Consider the following 18,224-nt stretch of genomic DNA (forward strand, 5'->3'; position numbering starts at 1 on the left):
AGCATCCGGCGAGGGGTTGCCGCGAGTGCGGTGGCGACAGTGGTTGTCGCGAGGCAGTGGCGACGGTGGTTGCCGCGAGTGCGGTGGCGACGGTGGTTGCCGCGAGTGCGGTGGCGACGGCGGTCGCCGCGACCACCGCCCACGTCGCTCGCCGGAAGCCGTGGCCTTATGTGTCGAACCGCCGAGACTCACGAGAGAACGTGTCGAAGCAGAGCGAGAGCCGCATCGATATGACTACCGGCGCGATTTCGCCGAAACTCGTCGCGCTAGCGTGGCCGCTGGTCGCCGGCAACCTGCTCCAGACGTTTTACAACCTCGCGGATATGTTCTGGGTCGGCCGCGTGAGTCCGGAGGCCGTCGCCGCCGTCTCGCTGATGTTCCCCCTCTCGTGGATGTTCGTCTCGACGGCGATGGGCATCACGGCGGCGACCATCGCGCTCGTCTCCCAGCACGTCGGCGCGGGCAACGACCGAGAGGCCGACCACGTCGTCGGCCAGACCATCCTGCTCACCGTCGGCGTCGCGACGGTGCTGTCGGCGTTCGGCCTCGCCGTTCAGGAGCCGTTGTTGCGCGCGATGGGCGCGACCGGGCCGGTGTTCCCCGATGCGCTCGCGTACATCGAGGTCATCTTCCTCGCGCTCCCGTTCACTTTCTGTTTCTTCGCCTTCCGCGCGGCGCTGCAGGGCGCGGGCGACACGAAGACGGCGATGTGGCTCATGGTCGGCTCCGCCGGCCTCAACGTCGTCCTCGACCCGTTCCTCATCCTCGGCTGGTGGGTGTTCCCCGAGATGGGCACCCGCGGGGCGGCGGTTGCGACGTTCATCTCGCGGGCGCTCGTGACGGTTGCCGGGATTTACATCCTCCTCCGCGGTGACTGGGGCGTCCGCCTCCGCGTCCCCGACCTCCGGCCCGACAGGTCGGTGCTGAGGAAACTTGTCGAGGTCGGCTACCCGGCGACGCTCGACGGGTGGGCGCGCAGTTTCGCCGCCGTCGCCATGGCGACGCTCGTCGCGCAGTTCACCGTCGCCGCCATCGCCGCCTACGGCATCGGCGTCCGCCTGATGTCCGTCTCGTGGACCGTCTCGGGGGCCGTGGGCCAAGCGACGGCGACGGGCGTCGGCCAGAACCTCGGCGCGAAGACGCCCGAGCGGGCGGCGGAGGTGACGTGGAAGGCGATGGGCGGCACGATGGCCGTGCTGTTCGCCGCCGCGGCGCTCGTCTTCGCCTTCCCCGACGTGGCGATGCGGATCTTCGTCGGCGACGAGGCCGTCGTCGCCGAGGGGGTTCGCTTCCTCCGCATCATCGCGCCGTTCTGGGCGTTCTTCGGCGGAACGATGGTGATTCAGGGCGCGTTCCGCGGCGCGGGCCAGACGAAGGTGGCGATGGCGCTGTCGTTTCTCTCGCGGTGGATATTCCGGGTGCCGGTGGCGCTCGTCCTCGCGTTCGCGTGGACGGTGCCGTTACCGGGTGGGATGGTGGTTCGCGCGCTCGATTGGGGCGTCGACGGCCTCTGGTGGGCGTTCGCCGTCGGCGCGATGGCGGCGTTCGTCGTCGCCGTCGTCTGGTTCCAGCGCGGCGGGTGGCAGACGGGGGTTCTGGAAGAGTCCGAGTCGCGGCCGTCGGCGGCGGACTGATTCGACGAACTCCGCCAATCACGGACGGAAGCTCTAGCGGCCGCGTCCACGCGAACGTCTCGCGGAGACCCGTCCGAGCGAAAAATCGGCTCCCCGACCGTGGGACTACGGCCTCGCCTCGAAGACCAGACTGGTCTTCGTCTCGGCGGCGCGGCGGAAGCGCGTGAACCCGGCCTCCGTGACGACTTCCCGCGGACGTTCCTCGCCAGCCTGTGCGCCGAGACCGTATCCGACGTCCTGGCTGAGCGAGTTCGGCGTACAAGCGACCGTCGAGATCGAGTACGCGAGGCGACCGAACGGGGTGAGGTTGTCTTCGACCCGGTCCTCGGCGTACGGCTCGACGATCATCCAAGCACCGTCGTCGGCGAGCGTCTCTCTGACGTGAGCCGCCACGCCGACGGGGTCGCCCATGTCGTGAAAGCAGTTGAACATCGTCACGAGGTCGTAGTCGGTGCCGTCGTACCCTCTCGCGGTCGCCACCTCGAACTCGACGCGGTCGGCCACGCCCGCGGTTTCCGCCCGCTCGCGCGCCACCGCTATCGACGCCTCGTGGTAATCGACGCCGACGACCGTCGACTCGGGATACGCTTCGGCCATGCGAATCGTCGGTGCGCCGTGTCCGCAACCGACGTCGACGATTCGCCCGCCCGCTCTCAGCGCGGCGTCGGTCCCGTCGAGCGACTCTATCCAGTCGATGAGATAGGCCCCGTACGACGGTCCGAAGAATCGCTCCGTGCCGTGAAACACGTCTTCGTCGTGTTCGTGCCAGCCGATACCCTCGCCCGTTTTGAACGCCTCGCGGAGTTCGGGTCCGACCTTGGCCGCCGACGCCACGAGCTGGAACGCGCCCGGCATGAACACCGGACTCTCCTCGTCGGCTAACACGTACGCCTGCTCAGGAGTGAGGCGGTAGCGGTCGGCCTCCGGGTCGTAGGTCACGTACCCGCCGGCGGCCTGCGAACGCAGCCACTCGCGGACGTATCGTTCCGCGGTGCCCGTCTCCGCGGCCAACTCGGCGGACGTAACCGGTCCCGCCTCGTCCAGCGCCGCGTACAGACCGAGTTCGTCGCCGATGACGGCTAGCGCCGCGTGGACTGTCGCACCGAGGTCGACGAGCGACGTTCCCACGAGGTCGTTCAGTTTCCGTTCGTCGATCGGGTTCGCTTCCGTGCTGGTTTCCGTCGTCATAGTGTGCCCGCCTCCCCGCGAAAATCGCTACGGGTGCGCGTGTTAGATAGTTACTTCCCGACACACCGGCGGCTGCTGACGGTGAGTCATCCGGTGACGTTTCTGCAGCGACTGTCTCCCGTGCGGACGACGGTCGGGAGTACGGTGTCCGAGCCGAGCGCTACTCGTCCAGTCGCTCTCTGAGCATCCCGTTGACGCTGCCGGGGTCGGCGCTGCCGCCGGTTTTCTGCATCACCTGACCGACGAGGAAGTTGATAGCGCCGCCCTCGCCCGCGTGGTAATCCTCGACGGCGTCGGGGTTCTCCTCGATGGCCTCCTCGACGGCGACGACGACGCGGTCGTCGTCGGCTTTGCCGAGACCCTCCTCGTCGATGACCTCGTCGGGGGCCATCTCGTCGTCGAGCATCCGCCGGAGGACGACCTCCTCGGCGTTCTTCGTCGTGATCTCGTCCTCGGCGACGAGTTCGACGAGGCGGGCGAACTCGTCCAGTCGGCTCTCGACGTCCTCGATGCTCATGTCGCGGTAGTTGAGTTCGCCGAGCAGGTTGTCGGCGACCCACGTCGCCGCGAGGTCCGGGTCGAACGTTTCGGCCACCTGCTCGTAGAAGTCGGCGACTTCCTTCGTGGAGGTGAGTTTCGAGGCGGACTCGGCGTCGAGGCCGTACTCCTCGCGGAAGCGCTCGCGCCGCGCGTCGGGCAGTTCCGGAATCTCGATGGTCTCCTTCCAGCCGGCGACCCGCAGCGGCGGGAGGTCGGCCTCGCGGAAGTAGCGGTAGTCCTTCTCCTCCTCCTTGGTCCGCATCGAGACGGTCGAACCGTGGGCCTCGTTGAAGTGCCGCGTCTCCTGTTCGACGGTCTTGCCGCGCTGGACGAGGTTCCGCTGCCGGGACGCCTCGTAGGTGAGCGCCTTCTCCGCGCCCTTGTGACTGGAGATGTTCTTCACCTCGGTGCGGTTCGCCTCGTCGAGTACGTCCTCGGGAATCGAGCCGTCGTCGCGAATCTCGTCGGCGGGGACGAGACTCAGGTTCGCGTCGATGCGGAGCGAGCCGTCGCGCGTGGAGTCGAACACGCCGAGGTACTCAAGCACCTCCTCCAGTTTCGCGAGGAACGACCGGACCTCCGACGGACTGCGGAAGTCGGGTTGGGTGACGATTTCCATCAGCGGCGTGCCGGCGCGGTTGTAGTCGACGAGCGTGTAGTCCGCGCGGTCGATGGCGACCGTCCGCGAGTCGAGGTTCCCCGCACCGTCGCGGACGTGTTTGATGCTGCCGGGGTCCTCTTCGAGGTGCGCGCGGCGGATGCTCACCTCGCGGGTTTCGCCCTCGACGGCGAACTCCAGTGTCCCGTCCTGACAGATGGGGGCGTCGTACTGCGTGATCTGGAAGTTCTTCGGCAGGTCGGGGTAGTAGTAGTTCTTCCGGTGAAAGCGGGTCTGCTCGGGGATGTCGGCGTCGAGCGCCTTCCCCACCTTGACGGCGGCCTCGACGGCCCCCTCGTTGAGCACCGGGAGCGCACCCGGGAGGCCGAGACAGGTCGGACAGGTTCGAGTGTTCGGTTCCTCGTCGGCGGCGGCGTCGGTCGAACAGCCACAGAAGATCTTCGTCGCGGTTTCGAGCTGGACGTGGACCTCCAACCCGATGACGACGGCGAGGTCGCGCTGTTCGAGCGCTTGCGCGGTCATTACGCGGGCTATGACGGCCGGTGGCTAAACAGTAACGCCTCGGCGCGCCCGCGGCGTGTGCCTCCGGCGCGTCCGTCGTCGACGAACTCATCGACGACCGGCGGGGTGACCCGGCCACGTAGTCACTCCTCGCCCGAATCGAATCCCGGAATTTCGACCGATTCGAGCGCTCTCGGCGAATCGTCCGCTCTCCGTCTGACGTACTTTTATGAAGACGGAGCAGCGGTGTATGTCCATGAGTAACCGGGTGGAGGAACTCGAATCCCAAGTGTCGGAACTGAGAGCCGCAGTCGACGGCCTCACCGAAGAACTCGTCGAGACCAAAGAGCGACTGCGGCAGTTGGAGGCGGCGACCGACGCCGAACCGACCGCCCAGTCGTACGCCGGCGCGGAGGCGGCCGACGAGGCGTCGGCGTCCCCGCCCGAGCCGGAGGCCGAAGAAGCTAAATCCACCGAGGAGAAGGCTCAAGAAAGCGAGTCGGAATCCGACGAAAGCGACATCATCGTCGCCTGAGTCGGCGGTCCGACTCCTTCCACGAGCAACACATGCACATCAAAGAGCTCGTCCTTGACAACTTCAAGAGTTTCGGGCGCAAGACCCGAATCCCGTTCTACGAGGACTTCACCGTCGTCACGGGGCCGAACGGCTCCGGCAAGTCGAACATCATCGACGGCGTGCTGTTCGCGCTCGGCCTCGCCCGAACGCGCGGCATCCGCGCCGAGAAACTGACCGACCTCATCTACAACCCCGGTCACGAAGACGGGGAGTTCTCGGGCGGTGCCCGCGAAGCGAGCGTCGAAGTCGTCCTCGACAACGGAGACGGGACGCTCGACCGGTCGCAGGTGACCACCGCCGCCGGCACCGACAGCGTCGGCGACGTCGACGAGATCACCATCCGCCGCCGGGTGAAGCAGACCGAGGACAACTACTACTCGTACTACTACCTGAACGGCCGGTCGGTGAACCTCTCGGACATCCAGGACCTGCTCTCGCAGGCGGGCGTCGCCCCCGAAGGGTACAACGTCGTCATGCAGGGCGACGTGACCGAGATAATCAACATGACCGCGTTCCAGCGGCGCGAGATTCTCGACGAGATCGCGGGCGTCGCCGAGTTCGACGCGAAGAAGGACGCCGCCTTCGAGGAGCTCGAAACCGTCGAGGACCGAATCGGCGAGGCCGACCTCCGCATCGAGGAGAAGGAGGAACGCCTCGACCAACTCGCCGACGAACGCGAGACGGCGCTCCAGTACAAGGAGCTCCGCGAGGAGAAACAGGAGTTCGAGGGCTACCTGAAAGCCGCCGAACTCGAGGACAAGCGCGCCGACCTCGAACGGACCACGAGCAAAATCGACTCGAAAGAAGAGACGCTCGCGGAGCTCCGCGACGAACTCGACACCCGACAGGGTCGACTCTCGCGGCTCGAAGACGAGTTGGAGGAACTCAACCGCGAGGTCGAACGCAAGGGCGAGGACGAACAGCTCCGCATCAAGCGCGAGATAGAGTCGGTCAAAGGCGACATCAGCCGCCTCGAAGGCCAGATAGAGAACGCCGAGGAGCGCAAGGAGACGGCCGAGAACGAGCGCCGGCAGGCGTTCGTCGAGATCGACCACAAGCAGGAGAAGGTAGACGACGTCGCGACGCAGATGCGGCAGGTCAAGGTCGAGAAGGCCTCGATAAAGAGCGACATCGTCGATAAGCGGACGACGCTCGCCGAGATAGAGGAGGAGATAGCGAACGTCGACACCGAGTTCGACGAACTCAAATCCGATCTCGCGGAGCGCCGCGAGCGCGTCGAGGAACTCAAATCCGAGAAGAACGAGAAGCAGCGCGAGAAGGACCGCCTGCTCGACGAGGCGCGGCGGCGCTCGAACCGCGTCAGCGAGGCGCGCGACGACCTCGAAGCGGCGCACGAGTCGATTCCGGAGCTCAAAGCGAAGCTGTCGGAACTGCACAGCGAACTCGACAAAGCCGAGAAGAACGAGTCGAAATCCCGGGAGATCGTCTCGGAGTTCCGCGAGAAGAAGCAGGCGCTGCAGGACGACCTGAGCGACGTCGAAGACGACATCCGCTCGAAGCAGTCCGAGTACGCCGAACTCGAAGCGCGCGCCGGGCAGAACGGCGACAACTCCTTCCCGCGCTCCGTGACGACCGTGTTGAACGCCGGCATCGACGGCGTCCACGGCGCGGTCGGCCAGCTCGGCTCCGTCGACGGCGAGTACGCCGTCGCCTGCGAGACGGCCGCCGGCGGGCGACTGGCGAACGTCGTCGTCGACGACGACGGCGTCGGCTCCTCGTGTATCGACTACCTCAAATCCAGAAACGCCGGTCGGGCGACGTTCCTGCCCATCACGAAGATGCAGAACCGTCGCCTGCCGCGGAAGCCGAAGGACCCCGGCGTCGTCGACTTCGCGTACAACCTCGTGGAGTTCGACGGTCGGTACGACAGCGTCTTCTCGTACGTGCTCGGGTCGACGCTCGTCGTCGAGGACATGCAGACCGCCCGGCAGTTCATGGGCGACTACCGCATGGTGACGCTCGACGGCGACCTCGTCGAGAAGAGCGGCGCGATGACCGGCGGCAGCCGCGGCGGGTCGCGCTACTCCTTTTCCAAATCCGGGGAGGGTCGCCTCGAACGCATCGCCAAGGAGATATCGAAGCTCGAAGACCGGCGGCGGTCGCTCAACGACGAGATTCGAGAACTGGAGAGCAAACTCGACGACGCCCGCGAGCGACAGTCGAACGCTGCCGATAAGGTGCGCGCCATCGAGGGCGACGTCGAGCGAGTCGAGGGCGACCTCGACGACGCGGAGTCGAAGATAGCGGAGTTGGAGGCGACGCTCGAGGAGCTGGAGGACGAACGCGACTCCGTCGACGAGGAGATGAGTTCGCTCGACGCCGAAATCAGCGACCTCGACGCCGAAATCGCCGACGTCGAGGGCGAAATCCAGGAGCTGGAGGCCGAGCTCGCTGACTCGAAGATTCCGGAGCTGACAAGCCGCGCCGACGACGTCCGCGCGGACATCGACGACCTCGAAGATCGGATGGACGGGTTGGACAGCCGACTCAACGAACTCCAACTGGAGAAGGAGTACGCCGAGGAGGCCGTCTCCGACCTCGAAGAGACGGTCGAGAGCGCCCAGAACCGGAAAGCCGCCGCCGAGGAGAAGATAGCCGAGGCGGAGGCCGCCATCGAGGAGAAAGAGGCGGTACTGGACGAGAAACACGAGGCGGTCGAGGAACTCGAAGCGGAACTCGTCGAACTCAAAGCGGAACGGAGCGAGCTCCGCGACGAGCGACGGGAGGCGAAGAACGAGCGCGACGAGCAGAAGGAGACCGTCTCGCGGGCCGAGTCGCGGCTCGAATCCCTCGAGAGCGCCAAAGAGCGCCTCTCGTGGGAGATAGACGAGCTCGAAGCCGAGGTCGGAGAGTACGACCCCGAGGAGATTCCCGACCACGAGACGGTGGAGGAGAACGTCGAACGGCTCGAAGGCGAGATGGAGGCGCTCGAACCGGTCAACATGCTCGCCATCGACGAGTACGACTCGGTGAACGAGGACCTCTCGGACCTCCAGGAGCGCCGCGACGTGCTCGTCGAGGAACGGGACGGCATCCAAGCGCGCATCGAACAGTTCGAGACGCAGAAGAAGCGGACGTTCATGGAGGCGTACGAGGCCATCGACGCGCAGTTCCAGCGCATCTTCGAGCGCCTCTCGGCGGGGTCGGGCGAACTCCACCTCGAAGACCCCGAGGACCCGTTCGAGGGCGGCCTGACGATGAAGGCCCAGCCCGCCGACAAACCGATTCAGCGGCTCGACGCGATGTCCGGCGGGGAGAAGTCGCTGACTGCGCTGGCCTTCATCTTCGCCATCCAGCGGCACAACCCCGCGCCGTTCTACGCGCTCGACGAGGTGGACGCCTTCCTCGACGCGGCCAACGCGGAACGAGTCGGTCAGATGGTCGACGACCTCGCGGGCGACGCGCAGTTCGTCGTCGTCTCGCACCGCTCGGCGCTGCTCGAACGCTCCGAGCGCGCCATCGGCGTGACGATGCAGGGCGACAACGTCAGCGCCGTCACCGGGATTCGGTTCGACGCCGACGAGGAGGCGGAGGGAGACGAGACCGGCGGCGACGGAGACGACTCCGACGGCGGCGATGGGGACGACGGCGACGGAGACGCCGACGAGGGACTCGCCGCGGAGGTGAGCGCCGATGACTGAGTTCGCGGGGAACGGGGACGGACCCGCCGTCGACGTCGACGCTATCGACTCCGACGAGGACGAGGTCGAACCGGTCGAACTGCTCGTCCAACTCGCCGAGGAGGGCGAGATAGAGCCGTGGGACATCGACATCGTCGCGGTCACCGACGCGTTCCTCGAGCGCCTCGACGCGACCGACCTCCGTACGTCCGGCCGCGCGCTGTTCTACGCGAGCGTCCTGCTGCGGATGAAGAGCGACGAACTGCTCGCGCCCGAGGAACCCGACGAACCGGAACCCGAACCGTGGGAGATGGCGATGGAGGGCGGCGACGACGCGGCGCCGGGCTTCGACCCCATCGACGCGCTCGAAGACGAGATGGACCGCCGCCTCGAACGCCGGAGCGCCCGGGGGTCGCCGGAGACGCTCGACGAACTCGTCCACGAACTCCGCGAGGCCGAGCGCGGGTCGTGGTGGAAGCGCTCGCGGGAGTACGACACCACCGCCTCGCCGCGCGGGTTCAGCCGCGGCACGCAGACGCTCGACTACCACGCCGCCGACGACCTGCGGCGAGACGGCGAGCCCGGCGAGGCCGACGTGACCGGGACGACGCACGACGAGCACATGGAGGACACCATCGAGGCGGTCGAAGCGCACCTCCGCGAACAGTACGAGAACGGGCGCGACGAAGTGCTGTTCGCCGAACTGCAGGGCGTCGGCGGGCGGCCCGTCGAGACGTACCTCGCGCTGCTGTTTCTGGCGCACCGAAGCGTCGTCACGCTCGAACAGGACGACCTCTTCGGCGACCTCTGGGTGCAGGCGAGAGACGAGGAACCGAAGAAGACGCCGGCGGTCGCGGACTGAGCTCTGTAGCGGCGCTCCGCGACGCCGGCGACGCGGCGAGATATCCGCCCGAGCCGTTTAGTCGAGTTCCATCTGCCGGGCGTGTTCGAGCCACTCCTCGAGCGACGACGAGTGGTAGCACCTGATCTCGCCCTGTCGGACGTCGTAGTCGACGACTCCGGCCGCGTCGAGACGTGGCAGCTTCGAGTGGTGGACGTCGATCCGAACCTCGTTTCGGGAGGGAGTTTCGTCCGTCTCCGTTCCCGCTGCCTCGCATTCGCACACGGCGTCGACGACGTCTTCTACTCCGGTTACGTCGTTGTCCATCCCGTAGAGGTGATAGAGGACGTACCGAAGGCGAGCGACACTCAAGAGCTCGAAGACGGTGTCGAGCTCCGAAGTAACCTCCTCGCGCCGTAGCAGTTGGTTCCCCACGTCGGCGGCGTTGTCCCTGGACCCAGTTTCTTTGAACTCATCGTCAGACATCCTACCCACAGTACAACGTCTTCGTAGTAAATGTTAAGGCCACCACATTATCAGGAAATCTAAAATTCGGTGTATCGAATTCGGAAGCGGTGCCCGAACCGGGAGGGCGCCGCCCGCTCGGTTCGGCCGTCCGGAGAAACGGATGCTCGGACAGTCGCTGTTCAGTCGAGGTAGTCGCCGACGAGGAGGTCGACACGCTCGCGCGTCTCTCGGGGGATGGCGTCGGCGGGCGTGTTGATGGTGCCTTCGAGCGCGTCGTGTGCGCCGCACTCGAACGTCTCGGGGAGCGTACGAATGGCCTCCTCGACGGTCCGCTTGATGGCCTCCTGGTTCTTTTCGGCGTTTTCGAGGACCTCTTCGAGCGTCACCTCGTGGTCCTGTTTCCAGACGTCGTAGTCGGTGACGCCGGCGACGGTGGCGTAGGCGATCTCGGCCTCGCGGGCGAGTTTCGCCTCCGGCACCGCCGTCATGCCGACGACGTCCCAGCCCTGTTCGCGGTAGAACTCGCTCTCGGCGCGCGTCGAGTACTGCGGCCCCTCGATGCAGACGTAGGTGCCGCCCTCCTGAACCTCGGCGTCCGTGACGGACTCCGCGGCGTCGGCGAGGTGAGAGACGAGTTCGGGGCTGTACGGTTCGGTGATGGGCTGGTGGACGACGATGCCGTCGCCGAAGAACGTCGAGGTACGGTGTTTGGTGCGGTCGAAAATCTGTCCCGGCACGACGAGCGTTCCGGGCGGGAGCTCCTCTTTCAGACTGCCGACGGCGTTGGAGGCGAAGATGTACTCGACACCCAGTTTCTTGAACGCGTAGATGTTCGCGCGGTACGGCAGGTTCGTCGGCGACCTGCCGTGTTTCGGGCCGTGTCGCGGCAGGAACGCGACTTCGCGGCCCGTGTCGCCGAACTCGCCGACGGTGACCGGTGCGCTCGGTTCGCCGTACGGCGTCTCGATCTCCTCTTCTCGGGTGTTCGACAGCGGCAGTGCCTCGTAGATTCCGCTTCCACCGATGAAGCCGATCGTCATGGTCCTACTGGCCACCGTGCCCACCTAAGAACACTGGTTCTGTCGTCTTCGGTACCGTTACGCCCGAGTCGCACTCGGGCGGTACGGCAGGTCGAAACGTCCGACCGTCTCGACGACCGTCGCCGAGACGTCCGACCGTCGCCGAGACGTCCGACCGTCACCGAGACGTCTGACCGTCGCCGAGGCCGCTCTCGACCGGGCGCCTCACAGTCCGAGACGGGGGCGGATTCGCCTCTGAAACCACGTCGCAAGTTCGATGCTCGGCCGTTCCCTCGTCAGTTTGTACATCGGCACGAGTTCCGGCGAGAGTTTCGACTTCGGCTGCCCGGAGCGCGGGTCTATCGCACCGTGTAAGTTGTAGCGGGAGACGCCCGCCTCCTTGGCGTCGCGGATGATCTGCCAGTCGAGCAGTTCGTTCGCCGGTACGTCCTCGAGCGGTCTGGCGCCGCCCTTCCACCACCACGTCGTGTCGCCGAACTGAATCGCTATCTTCCCGCCGACGTACTCGCCGTCTCTCAGACAGACGTACGGTCGGGCCTGCTCGTCGGGGAACGCCTCGTAGTAGTCGACGACCTGTTCGGGACTGGTGTCGAAGTAGGTGATGTCCGACTGCTCGAACCGCGCCCGGATGTGCTCGGCGATGCGGGCCGCCTCGGAGTCGCCGCCGACCCGTACTTCGCACCCGGCGTCGCGCGCTTGGCCGATCGCGCGGCGGACCGACCGGGAGAACGACTTCTTGATCTCGTCGAGGTCGCGTTCGAGATCGACGATGTACGTCGCGTCCATCTCGACGTCGAAGCCGTTCCAGACCCACGGCCGGAAGTCGTCGTAACGGTCGGTCGTGTGTATCTGGAACCGGTCGGGGTCGAACCGGTCGTCGACCCACTCGATGCAGCCCTCGACGAACCGTCGGTGGCGACGCTCTCGCTTCCTCGTTTTGAGCTTCCCGTAGTTCGAGAGAATCGGCCCGAGGTGGAGTATCGATATCCCCTCCGGCGGGGATTTCACCAGTTCGAACGGCCCCTTCCGCTTCTCGAAGAACGGGAACAGTCCGACCGGTTCCTCGCCCTTGTAGCCGACTAACCGGTGGAGCGACGCGTCGGCCTCCGACGCGATGACGCGGAGGACGCCGGACTGGTGAAACGGCGTCGCCATCGGCGACTGTCCGACCAGATAGTCCCACTCGTCGTCGGTGCTCGCGTGTCGACGGATTGTCACAGTCATGCGAAAAAACCGATGCTGGAGGCTGTGGACGTCTTTTCCAGGTTCGTGGCTTCGCCTCCGAGGGAGGGCCGTCGCGGCGCGCTCTCAGGGAACGGGGCCGGGCGTCGACTCGACGCAACCGCGGCGCCGACTACCGAAGGGAGGCTTTCCGTCCGCACCGTCTCAGAGAGCCGCTCGGCCGATGTCGACATACGGAGTCGTCACCCGGTGCCCACATCAGTTCTTTCTAGCAGTTCGTGATTACCTGCGGCGCGTGGTATTCACCGCTGCGGACCAGTGTCGTCTGACAGATCGAGTCGACCAACCGGAGCGCGATACCCGACGGCGTCGCCGCAATCGTCGGGGTTAGGGCGTTAAAGCGGCAATTCAGACTGGTTCGTGGTAGCCACTATCAGGAGAGTTGAAGTAGTTCGCTGTATTTCACGTGACAGTGACAGCGCCCTCTTATAAAAGCGAGCTGACAGATGGCGACCTCGTCAGGCCGATGCTCCGGTTGGCAGTGCCGATGGTCGTCATCCAACTGCTCCAAGTGATGTACAACGTCGCGGACACGTTCTGGTTGGGTCTCCTCTCGGCGAACGCCGTCGGCGCGCTGAGCCTCGCGTTTCCGATGATCTTCTTTCTCATCTCCATCGGCGGCGGTTTCACCGCCGCGGGGACGATTCTGGTCGCGCAGTACACCGGCGCGGACAGCGACGGGTCCGCGGACCTCATCGCCGGGCAGACCATCTCGTTCGTGACGCTTCTGGCGGTCGCTATCGGTATTTTGGGTTTCTTCGTCACCGACCCGATGCTCTCGCTGCTACCGACGGACGCCGAGACGGGCGCCGACATCGTCCCGCTGGCGGGCGACTACATGCGCCTGTTCTTCCTCGGATCGCCGTTCCTCTTCGGCTTCTTCATCTTCTCGTCGCTGATGCGCGGCTACGGCAACACGCGGGTCCCGATGCTCGTGATGGTCGTCAGCGTCGCCATCAACGTCGTCCTCGACCCGCTTCTCATCTTCGGCTGGTGGGTGTTCCCCCGGATGGAGATAGAGGGCGCAGCCATCGCGACGATTCTCGCCAGAGCCGTCGCGGCGGCCATCGGGATGTACGTCCTCTTCAACACCGACGTCGGTCCGGACGTTCGTCTCGAACACCTGCCGCTGCAGTTCGACCGCGTCCGCGACATCGTCTCGCTCGGCGTGCCGACGGCGCTCGAACAGTCCACCAGCGCGCTCGCGATGATCCTCATGACCGCGATGGTCGCGACGTTCCCGCCCGCCGTCGTCGCCGCCTACGGTCTCGGCAATCGACTCACCTCGCTCATCTTCCTCCCGGCGATGGGGATGGGGCAGGCCATCGACGCCGTCGTCGGGCAGAACCTCGGCGCGGGCAAACCGGAACGGGCGGCGCGCGCGGCGAAACTCGCGACGAAACTCGTCGCCATCGTGTTGCTCCCGCTCGCCGTCGTCGCCGCCGTCACACCCGAACCCATCGTCGCCGTCTTCCTCGGCGCCGGCGGGCCGCGGGCGGCGGAGACTATCGCCCACGCGAGCGACTACCTCCGCATCGCGTCGGTGATGTTCGTCTTCATGGGCGTCCTTCAGGTGATGCTCGGGACGTTCCGCGGCGCGGGCAACACCAAGACGGCGCTCGCCATGTCGGCTATCACGCTGTGGGTCGTCCGCCTGCCGGCGACGTACGTCCTCGTCTTCGTCGAAGGCTGGGCCGAGACGGGTATCTGGGTCGCCGTCGCCCTCGGCGACATCGGCGGCGCTATCGTGGCCGTCGCGTGGTTCACCCGCGGCACGTGGAAGAGCGCCGTCGTCGACACCGACGACGGGGAGTCCTCGAAGAGCGAGTGCGCCGCCGACCGGACGCCGACCGACGACTGACGGGAGTACGGAACGAGTCCGCGGCAAACCGTCGCCGGAGCCGACACACAATCGTCAGAAGACCGCTTCGATGATCGATTCGAGCGTCTCCACGTCGTCGGTCAGCGAGACGCGCTCGTCGTCCGGGTCGTGCCGAATCACCTCGAACTCCGCTAACTTCGGCAGGTGAACGTGTCGCAACGTGATTTCGACTCGTTCGAGATGGTCCTCGGTGACGTCGCTCGGCGAATCGACCTCCCGAAGTGCGGTCTCGTACACCAACACCGGGAGCGTCATCGCCGCCTCCGCCTCGCGCAGCGCCAACAGCGCGTGTACTCGGCGCTGGCTACTGAGGAGTCTACTCGTCGTTACGGCTTCCGTGTTCGATTTCTGTGCCATTCTTTTTCCCCTGTTTCCGTTAGTTGAATTCGTGTGTAACAAGATATGATATCCCGCTGTCAGAATTACGTCCGGATAGACAGCGTCAGACGGGAAAAGACCGACCGTTCACTCAGTTCCACAAAAAGGCGTACAGAGTTCGGTTTCGGGGTCGAAACACTGAGTAACGGCGACGACACCGCGGTTCCCTCCGTCACCCACATCCTCACACATCAATAATCGTTCATTTCGTGGTCTCGGCGTCAGGAGATACTCTCTCGTAGCGAGGGTCGACAGATATCGACGTTCGCACTCGCTCGGCGACGGCGGTCGCAAACGCGGACTGAACAGAATGGATGAGAGTGACACGCATCTGACGGTGGTGGGGACCACGTTTCGATGCGTGCCGGTTACGGCTATGCAGTCCACCGATATGTGCTTTGTGTGATTAACTGAGTGAATCGTCGAGGAAACGGTCACGCACACGAACGGGAAGTATGGCCTCGCGTAATACAAACGCCTTTGCGGCTGGCTGAAAAAGAGAGAACGACCGTCTTCGAATCCACTCGGAGGCGATGGTGGGGACCATGAGTTCAGAAAATTCACAACAGCAAGCGGTTGGGTTGCTCCAACAACTCGGGTTGAAAGAGTACGAGGCGAAGTGTTTCGTGGCGCTCTCTCGGCTACCGAAAGGGACGGCAAAGCAGATAAGCGACATCGCGGATACGCCCCGGACGAGGGTGTACGACGCGATTCGGGTTCTGGAGGCCAAAGGGTTGGTCGAGATTCAACACACCAGCCCGCAGCAGTTCCGAGCCGTCTCGCTCGGAGAGGCGACGCAGACGCTGCGCCGACAGTACGAGAACCGCGTCGACCAGCTCTCGGCGATGTTGGAGGACATCGAGCCGGTCGAACTGGACGAGGACGACTCGACCTCCCAGGAGGTCTGGGGGCTGTCCGGGACGAGCACCATCGCGGCCCGAGCGAACAACCTCATCGAAAACGCGAGCGAGGAGGTCGTGCTGATCGTCGGGTCCGAGGGGATGCTGACCGACGCGCTCGTCGAGAGTCTGGACGATGCGACGGACCGAGGAGTGCCGGTGCTCGTCGGAACCGTCTCCGAGGACGTTCGAGAGCGACTACAGCAGCGGGTGGGCGACATCAACGTGTTCGTCTCCGAACTCAAGTGGCTCCACGAGTCGGAAGCCACCGACACCGACGACGAGGTCAGCATCGAGCGCATCCTCCTCGTGGACCGAAACACCATTCTACTGAGTTCGCTCGACCCGGGGACGATGAACGAACACGCCGTCTTCGGGCGCGGATTCGACAACGGACTCGTCGTCCTCACGCGCCGACTGCTGGCTTCGGGCCTCCTCCCGTCGCAGGACCCCGGCCGGAACTAACCGCCCGGCGTCGACGAACGACGCGCGACGCGCGACGTTACGCGCTCGCCTCGCCCATCTCGTCTGCACCGCCGGGAATCACGCCGAGTTGTTCCATCATGCCCAGCGCGTGCGGACTGTTGAACTCCTCGGCGCAGCGGTCGCCGTCGAATCGGACGATGGTGATTCCCGGCGTCTCGACGCTCTTCCCGGTCGGCGGAACGTCCATCCCGCGGACGCGGAGCGTCCCCTCGTGCGTACCGGTGACCCGGTATCGGCAGACGACGCAGTCGTCGGCGACGATGAGGTCGTCGACGTGGACGGTGAGGTCCGGCATCGCCTCGCGGTAGGTCTCGATGAGGGTTCGGTACTCGTCGACGCCGCGGAACGACCGTTCGAGCTGGTAGTGTGTCGAGACGTAGTCGTCGGCGAGCGCCTCGTCGAGGACGCCGTAGTCACCCTTGCTCCACGCTTCGTCGGCGACGCGGCGGAACTGTCTCTCCATCTGGGTTTGCGGTTCGGTGGTTGCCATATCTATCACCAAAAGTCATGTACGACCCGCAAGGAGATAGAGACTCGTTACGGACGGCGCGAGCGTGGGAGTTTCGGCAAGCTGCCGCACCAAAACGGTAATTTACTCGCCGTAAGTAGTTAGAACCCTAACTCGCAGATACTGGTTTTATTACAAGTCAGCGGCATTGACTGGTATGTCTACCCAAGAAGTCGAACTCCGAAGCACGGTCGCGGGGTTCACTGCGGAAGGAAAGCTCCACACGCTGAGTGTCTGGTTCATCCTCGCGCTCCGGCTGATGATGGGGGTCGCGTTCCTCCAGGCCGGTAGTAGCAAGCTTCTGGGCGGCGATTTCAGCGCCGCCGGCTACCTGGCGAACGCGCCGGCCGCCAACGGCAGTCCGGCCGCGGACCTGTTCGCCGCGATGGCGCAGACGACCTGGTTCATGGAGTTCGTAAACGTCGCCGTCCCGTGGGGACAGATCGCTATCGGCCTCGGCATCTTGGTCGGCTGCCTGACGCGGCTGGCAGCGTTCTGGGGCGCGTTCATGATGGTGCTGTTCTACCTCGGAAACTGGGACGTCTCCCACGGCTACATCAACGGCGACTTCGCCTACATGCTGGTGTTCCTCTCGGTCGCCGCCTTCGGCGCCGGTCGGATTCTCGGACTCGACAGATACATCGAACAGTACGAAGTCGGCGGCAGACCGCTCGTCGAACGGTACCCGTGGACGCGGTACTTGCTGGGCTGAACCACCGACCGGACGACCACACCGACCGGACGACCACACCGACCGGAGCGGGAGTCGGCGACGCCTCTCGCGACCTTAAATCACCATCCCCGACTCTAACACGGCGATGAGAACCGTCAGCACCGGAATGCTGACGAGCGTCGTCGAGAAGACGACGGCGCTGACGTACTCCGCCGCCGAGAGGCCGCCGACGGTCGCGCCGTCGGAGAACTCGATGACGAGGATGAGCGGCGTGATGGCGGCGGGCATCGCGCATTCGAGGACGAAGACGCGCGCGACCGTCGGGTCGGCGAAGCCGAGCGCGAACGCGACGCCGAGACCGACGACGGGGGCGACGACCATCTTGAGCGCGTTGGCGACGCCGACGCGCGAGAGCGCGGAGCCGTAGTCGGTGTTAGCCAGTTGGATGCCGAGGATGAGCAGCATCACCGGAATCGAGGAGTCGCCGACGAGTTGGACCGTCTCCATCGCCGCGCCGTCGACGGGCGGGACGACGCCGAGCCACCGCGCGGCGACGGCGGCGATAACGGCGTAGACGAGCGGGACGCGGAGCGCGCGTTTGAACCCGTCGAGACCCGCCGAGCCGCCGCTTCGGGAGGCGATGTAGACGCCGATGGTGTAGACGAGCACGCCCTGCACTGCGAGGTAGAGCACCGCCGTGCTGCGCCCCGTCGTACCGAACGCGAACTCCGAGAGCGGGACGCCGTAGTTGCCGGAGTTCGGGAACGCGCTGACGAGGACGAGCGCGCTCAGAATCGGCTCGGGTTCGCCGAGCAGTCGACCGATTCCCTCGGAGACGAGAATCATCGCGACGGTGTAGGCGGCGACGCCCAGCGCGACCCGGACGAGCGTCCCGCCGCCGAGCGTCGTCGTCGCGAGGCTGTGGAAGACGAGCGCGGGCGCGAGTACGTAGAGGGTTACCGTGTTCAACGGCCCGGGGTCGACGTCTTGGGTCCGCCCGAGTAGAAAGCCGATGCCCGCCAGCGCGAGAATCGGCAGTATCGCGGTGGCGAAGATAGAGACCAGTGACACGCTCGAAGCCACCCGGGCGGCGATACCAAACGTTTC

15 protein-coding genes are annotated in these 18,224 nt (G+C 65.5%); 7 read left to right on the top strand and 8 right to left on the bottom strand.

Annotated features, from left to right (window positions below; translation table 11 throughout):
• Positions 1 to 230 precede the first annotated feature (230 nt).
• Complete coding sequence (locus DV709_RS05290; RefSeq protein ID WP_117594124.1) at positions 231 to 1,634, top strand: MATE family efflux transporter; 1,404 nt, start codon at positions 231 to 233, stop codon at positions 1,632 to 1,634.
• Positions 1,635 to 1,739: 105 nt separating this feature from the next.
• On the opposite strand, the gene DV709_RS05295 is transcribed toward DV709_RS05290, so the two are convergent.
• Together DV709_RS05295 and gatB are read right to left on the bottom strand one after the other, a co-directional pair.
• Positions 1,740 to 2,822: a class I SAM-dependent methyltransferase gene (locus tag DV709_RS05295; protein ID WP_117592354.1), complete on the bottom strand. Its 1,083-nt coding sequence runs from the start codon at positions 2,820 to 2,822 to the stop codon at positions 1,740 to 1,742.
• Between the two features lie 160 nt (positions 2,823 to 2,982).
• Entirely contained in the window at positions 2,983 to 4,503 is a 1,521-nt protein-coding gene (gene gatB / locus DV709_RS05300; RefSeq protein WP_117592355.1) for an Asp-tRNA(Asn)/Glu-tRNA(Gln) amidotransferase subunit GatB, read from the bottom strand.
• Between the two features lie 235 nt (positions 4,504 to 4,738).
• Between gatB and DV709_RS05305 the strand changes: the two genes are divergently transcribed.
• From DV709_RS05305 to DV709_RS05315, 3 genes are read left to right on the top strand one after another with little or no spacing between them, the layout of a single operon-like run.
• Positions 4,739 to 5,017 carry a DUF7518 family protein gene (locus tag DV709_RS05305; RefSeq protein ID WP_117592356.1) on the top strand — a complete coding sequence of 93 codons (279 nt, stop codon included), beginning with the start codon at positions 4,739 to 4,741 and terminating at the stop codon, positions 5,015 to 5,017.
• Between the two features lie 32 nt (positions 5,018 to 5,049).
• A complete protein-coding gene (gene smc / locus DV709_RS05310) occupies positions 5,050 to 8,721 on the top strand; it encodes a chromosome segregation protein SMC (protein WP_117592357.1) in 3,672 nt (1,223 codons plus the stop codon).
• Positions 8,714 to 9,562 (top strand): segregation and condensation protein A, encoded by an 849-nt coding sequence (locus DV709_RS05315; RefSeq protein WP_117592359.1) that lies wholly within the window; start codon positions 8,714 to 8,716, stop codon positions 9,560 to 9,562. The genes smc and DV709_RS05315 overlap by 8 nt, the downstream gene beginning before the upstream one ends.
• Before the next feature lie 57 nt (positions 9,563 to 9,619).
• On the opposite strand, the gene DV709_RS05320 is transcribed toward DV709_RS05315, so the two are convergent.
• The 3 genes from DV709_RS05320 to DV709_RS05330 all read right to left on the bottom strand — a co-directional run bounded on the left by DV709_RS05320 (position 9,620) and on the right by DV709_RS05330 (position 12,273).
• Positions 9,620 to 10,027 (bottom strand): DUF7344 domain-containing protein, encoded by a 408-nt coding sequence (locus DV709_RS05320; RefSeq protein ID WP_117592361.1) that lies wholly within the window; start codon positions 10,025 to 10,027, stop codon positions 9,620 to 9,622.
• Between the two features lie 161 nt (positions 10,028 to 10,188).
• A complete protein-coding gene (mtnP, locus tag DV709_RS05325) occupies positions 10,189 to 11,049 on the bottom strand; it encodes an S-methyl-5'-thioadenosine phosphorylase (RefSeq protein ID WP_117592363.1) in 861 nt (286 codons plus the stop codon).
• Between the two features lie 204 nt (positions 11,050 to 11,253).
• Positions 11,254 to 12,273, bottom strand: a complete 1,020-nt coding sequence (locus DV709_RS05330; RefSeq protein WP_117592365.1) for a GNAT family N-acetyltransferase — start codon at positions 12,271 to 12,273, stop codon at positions 11,254 to 11,256.
• Between the two features lie 484 nt (positions 12,274 to 12,757).
• Between DV709_RS05330 and DV709_RS05335 the strand changes: the two genes are divergently transcribed.
• Positions 12,758 to 14,152: an MATE family efflux transporter gene (locus DV709_RS05335; RefSeq protein WP_117592366.1), complete on the top strand. Its 1,395-nt coding sequence runs from the start codon at positions 12,758 to 12,760 to the stop codon at positions 14,150 to 14,152.
• 54 nt (positions 14,153 to 14,206) lie between these two features.
• Here the strand turns inward: DV709_RS05335 and DV709_RS05340 are convergent, their stop codons facing one another.
• The gene (locus tag DV709_RS05340) at positions 14,207 to 14,530 is read right to left on the bottom strand and encodes a DUF7344 domain-containing protein (protein WP_117592368.1); all 324 of its coding nucleotides are present in this window, start codon (positions 14,528 to 14,530) and stop codon (positions 14,207 to 14,209) included.
• A 566-nt stretch (positions 14,531 to 15,096) separates the two neighbouring features.
• Between DV709_RS05340 and DV709_RS05345 the strand changes: the two genes are divergently transcribed.
• The gene (locus tag DV709_RS05345; RefSeq protein ID WP_117594126.1) at positions 15,097 to 15,915 is read left to right on the top strand and encodes a TrmB family transcriptional regulator; all 819 of its coding nucleotides are present in this window, start codon (positions 15,097 to 15,099) and stop codon (positions 15,913 to 15,915) included.
• Between the two features lie 37 nt (positions 15,916 to 15,952).
• Here DV709_RS05345 and DV709_RS05350 read toward each other — a convergent pair whose 3' ends face one another.
• The gene (locus DV709_RS05350) at positions 15,953 to 16,426 is read right to left on the bottom strand and encodes an ester cyclase (RefSeq protein ID WP_117592370.1); all 474 of its coding nucleotides are present in this window, start codon (positions 16,424 to 16,426) and stop codon (positions 15,953 to 15,955) included.
• A gap of 175 nt (positions 16,427 to 16,601) precedes the next feature.
• Between DV709_RS05350 and DV709_RS05355 the strand changes: the two genes are divergently transcribed.
• Positions 16,602 to 17,156: a DoxX family protein gene (locus tag DV709_RS05355; RefSeq protein ID WP_117592372.1), complete on the top strand. Its 555-nt coding sequence runs from the start codon at positions 16,602 to 16,604 to the stop codon at positions 17,154 to 17,156.
• Positions 17,157 to 17,231: 75 nt separating this feature from the next.
• Here the strand turns inward: DV709_RS05355 and DV709_RS05360 are convergent, their stop codons facing one another.
• Positions 17,232 to 18,188 (bottom strand): AEC family transporter, encoded by a 957-nt coding sequence (locus DV709_RS05360; protein ID WP_117592373.1) that lies wholly within the window; start codon positions 18,186 to 18,188, stop codon positions 17,232 to 17,234.
• Between the last annotated feature and the right edge of the window lie 36 nt (positions 18,189 to 18,224).

The sequence above is a fragment of the Haloprofundus halophilus genome, assembly GCF_003439925.1.
Classification (GTDB): domain Archaea; phylum Halobacteriota; class Halobacteria; order Halobacteriales; family Haloferacaceae; genus Haloprofundus; species Haloprofundus halophilus.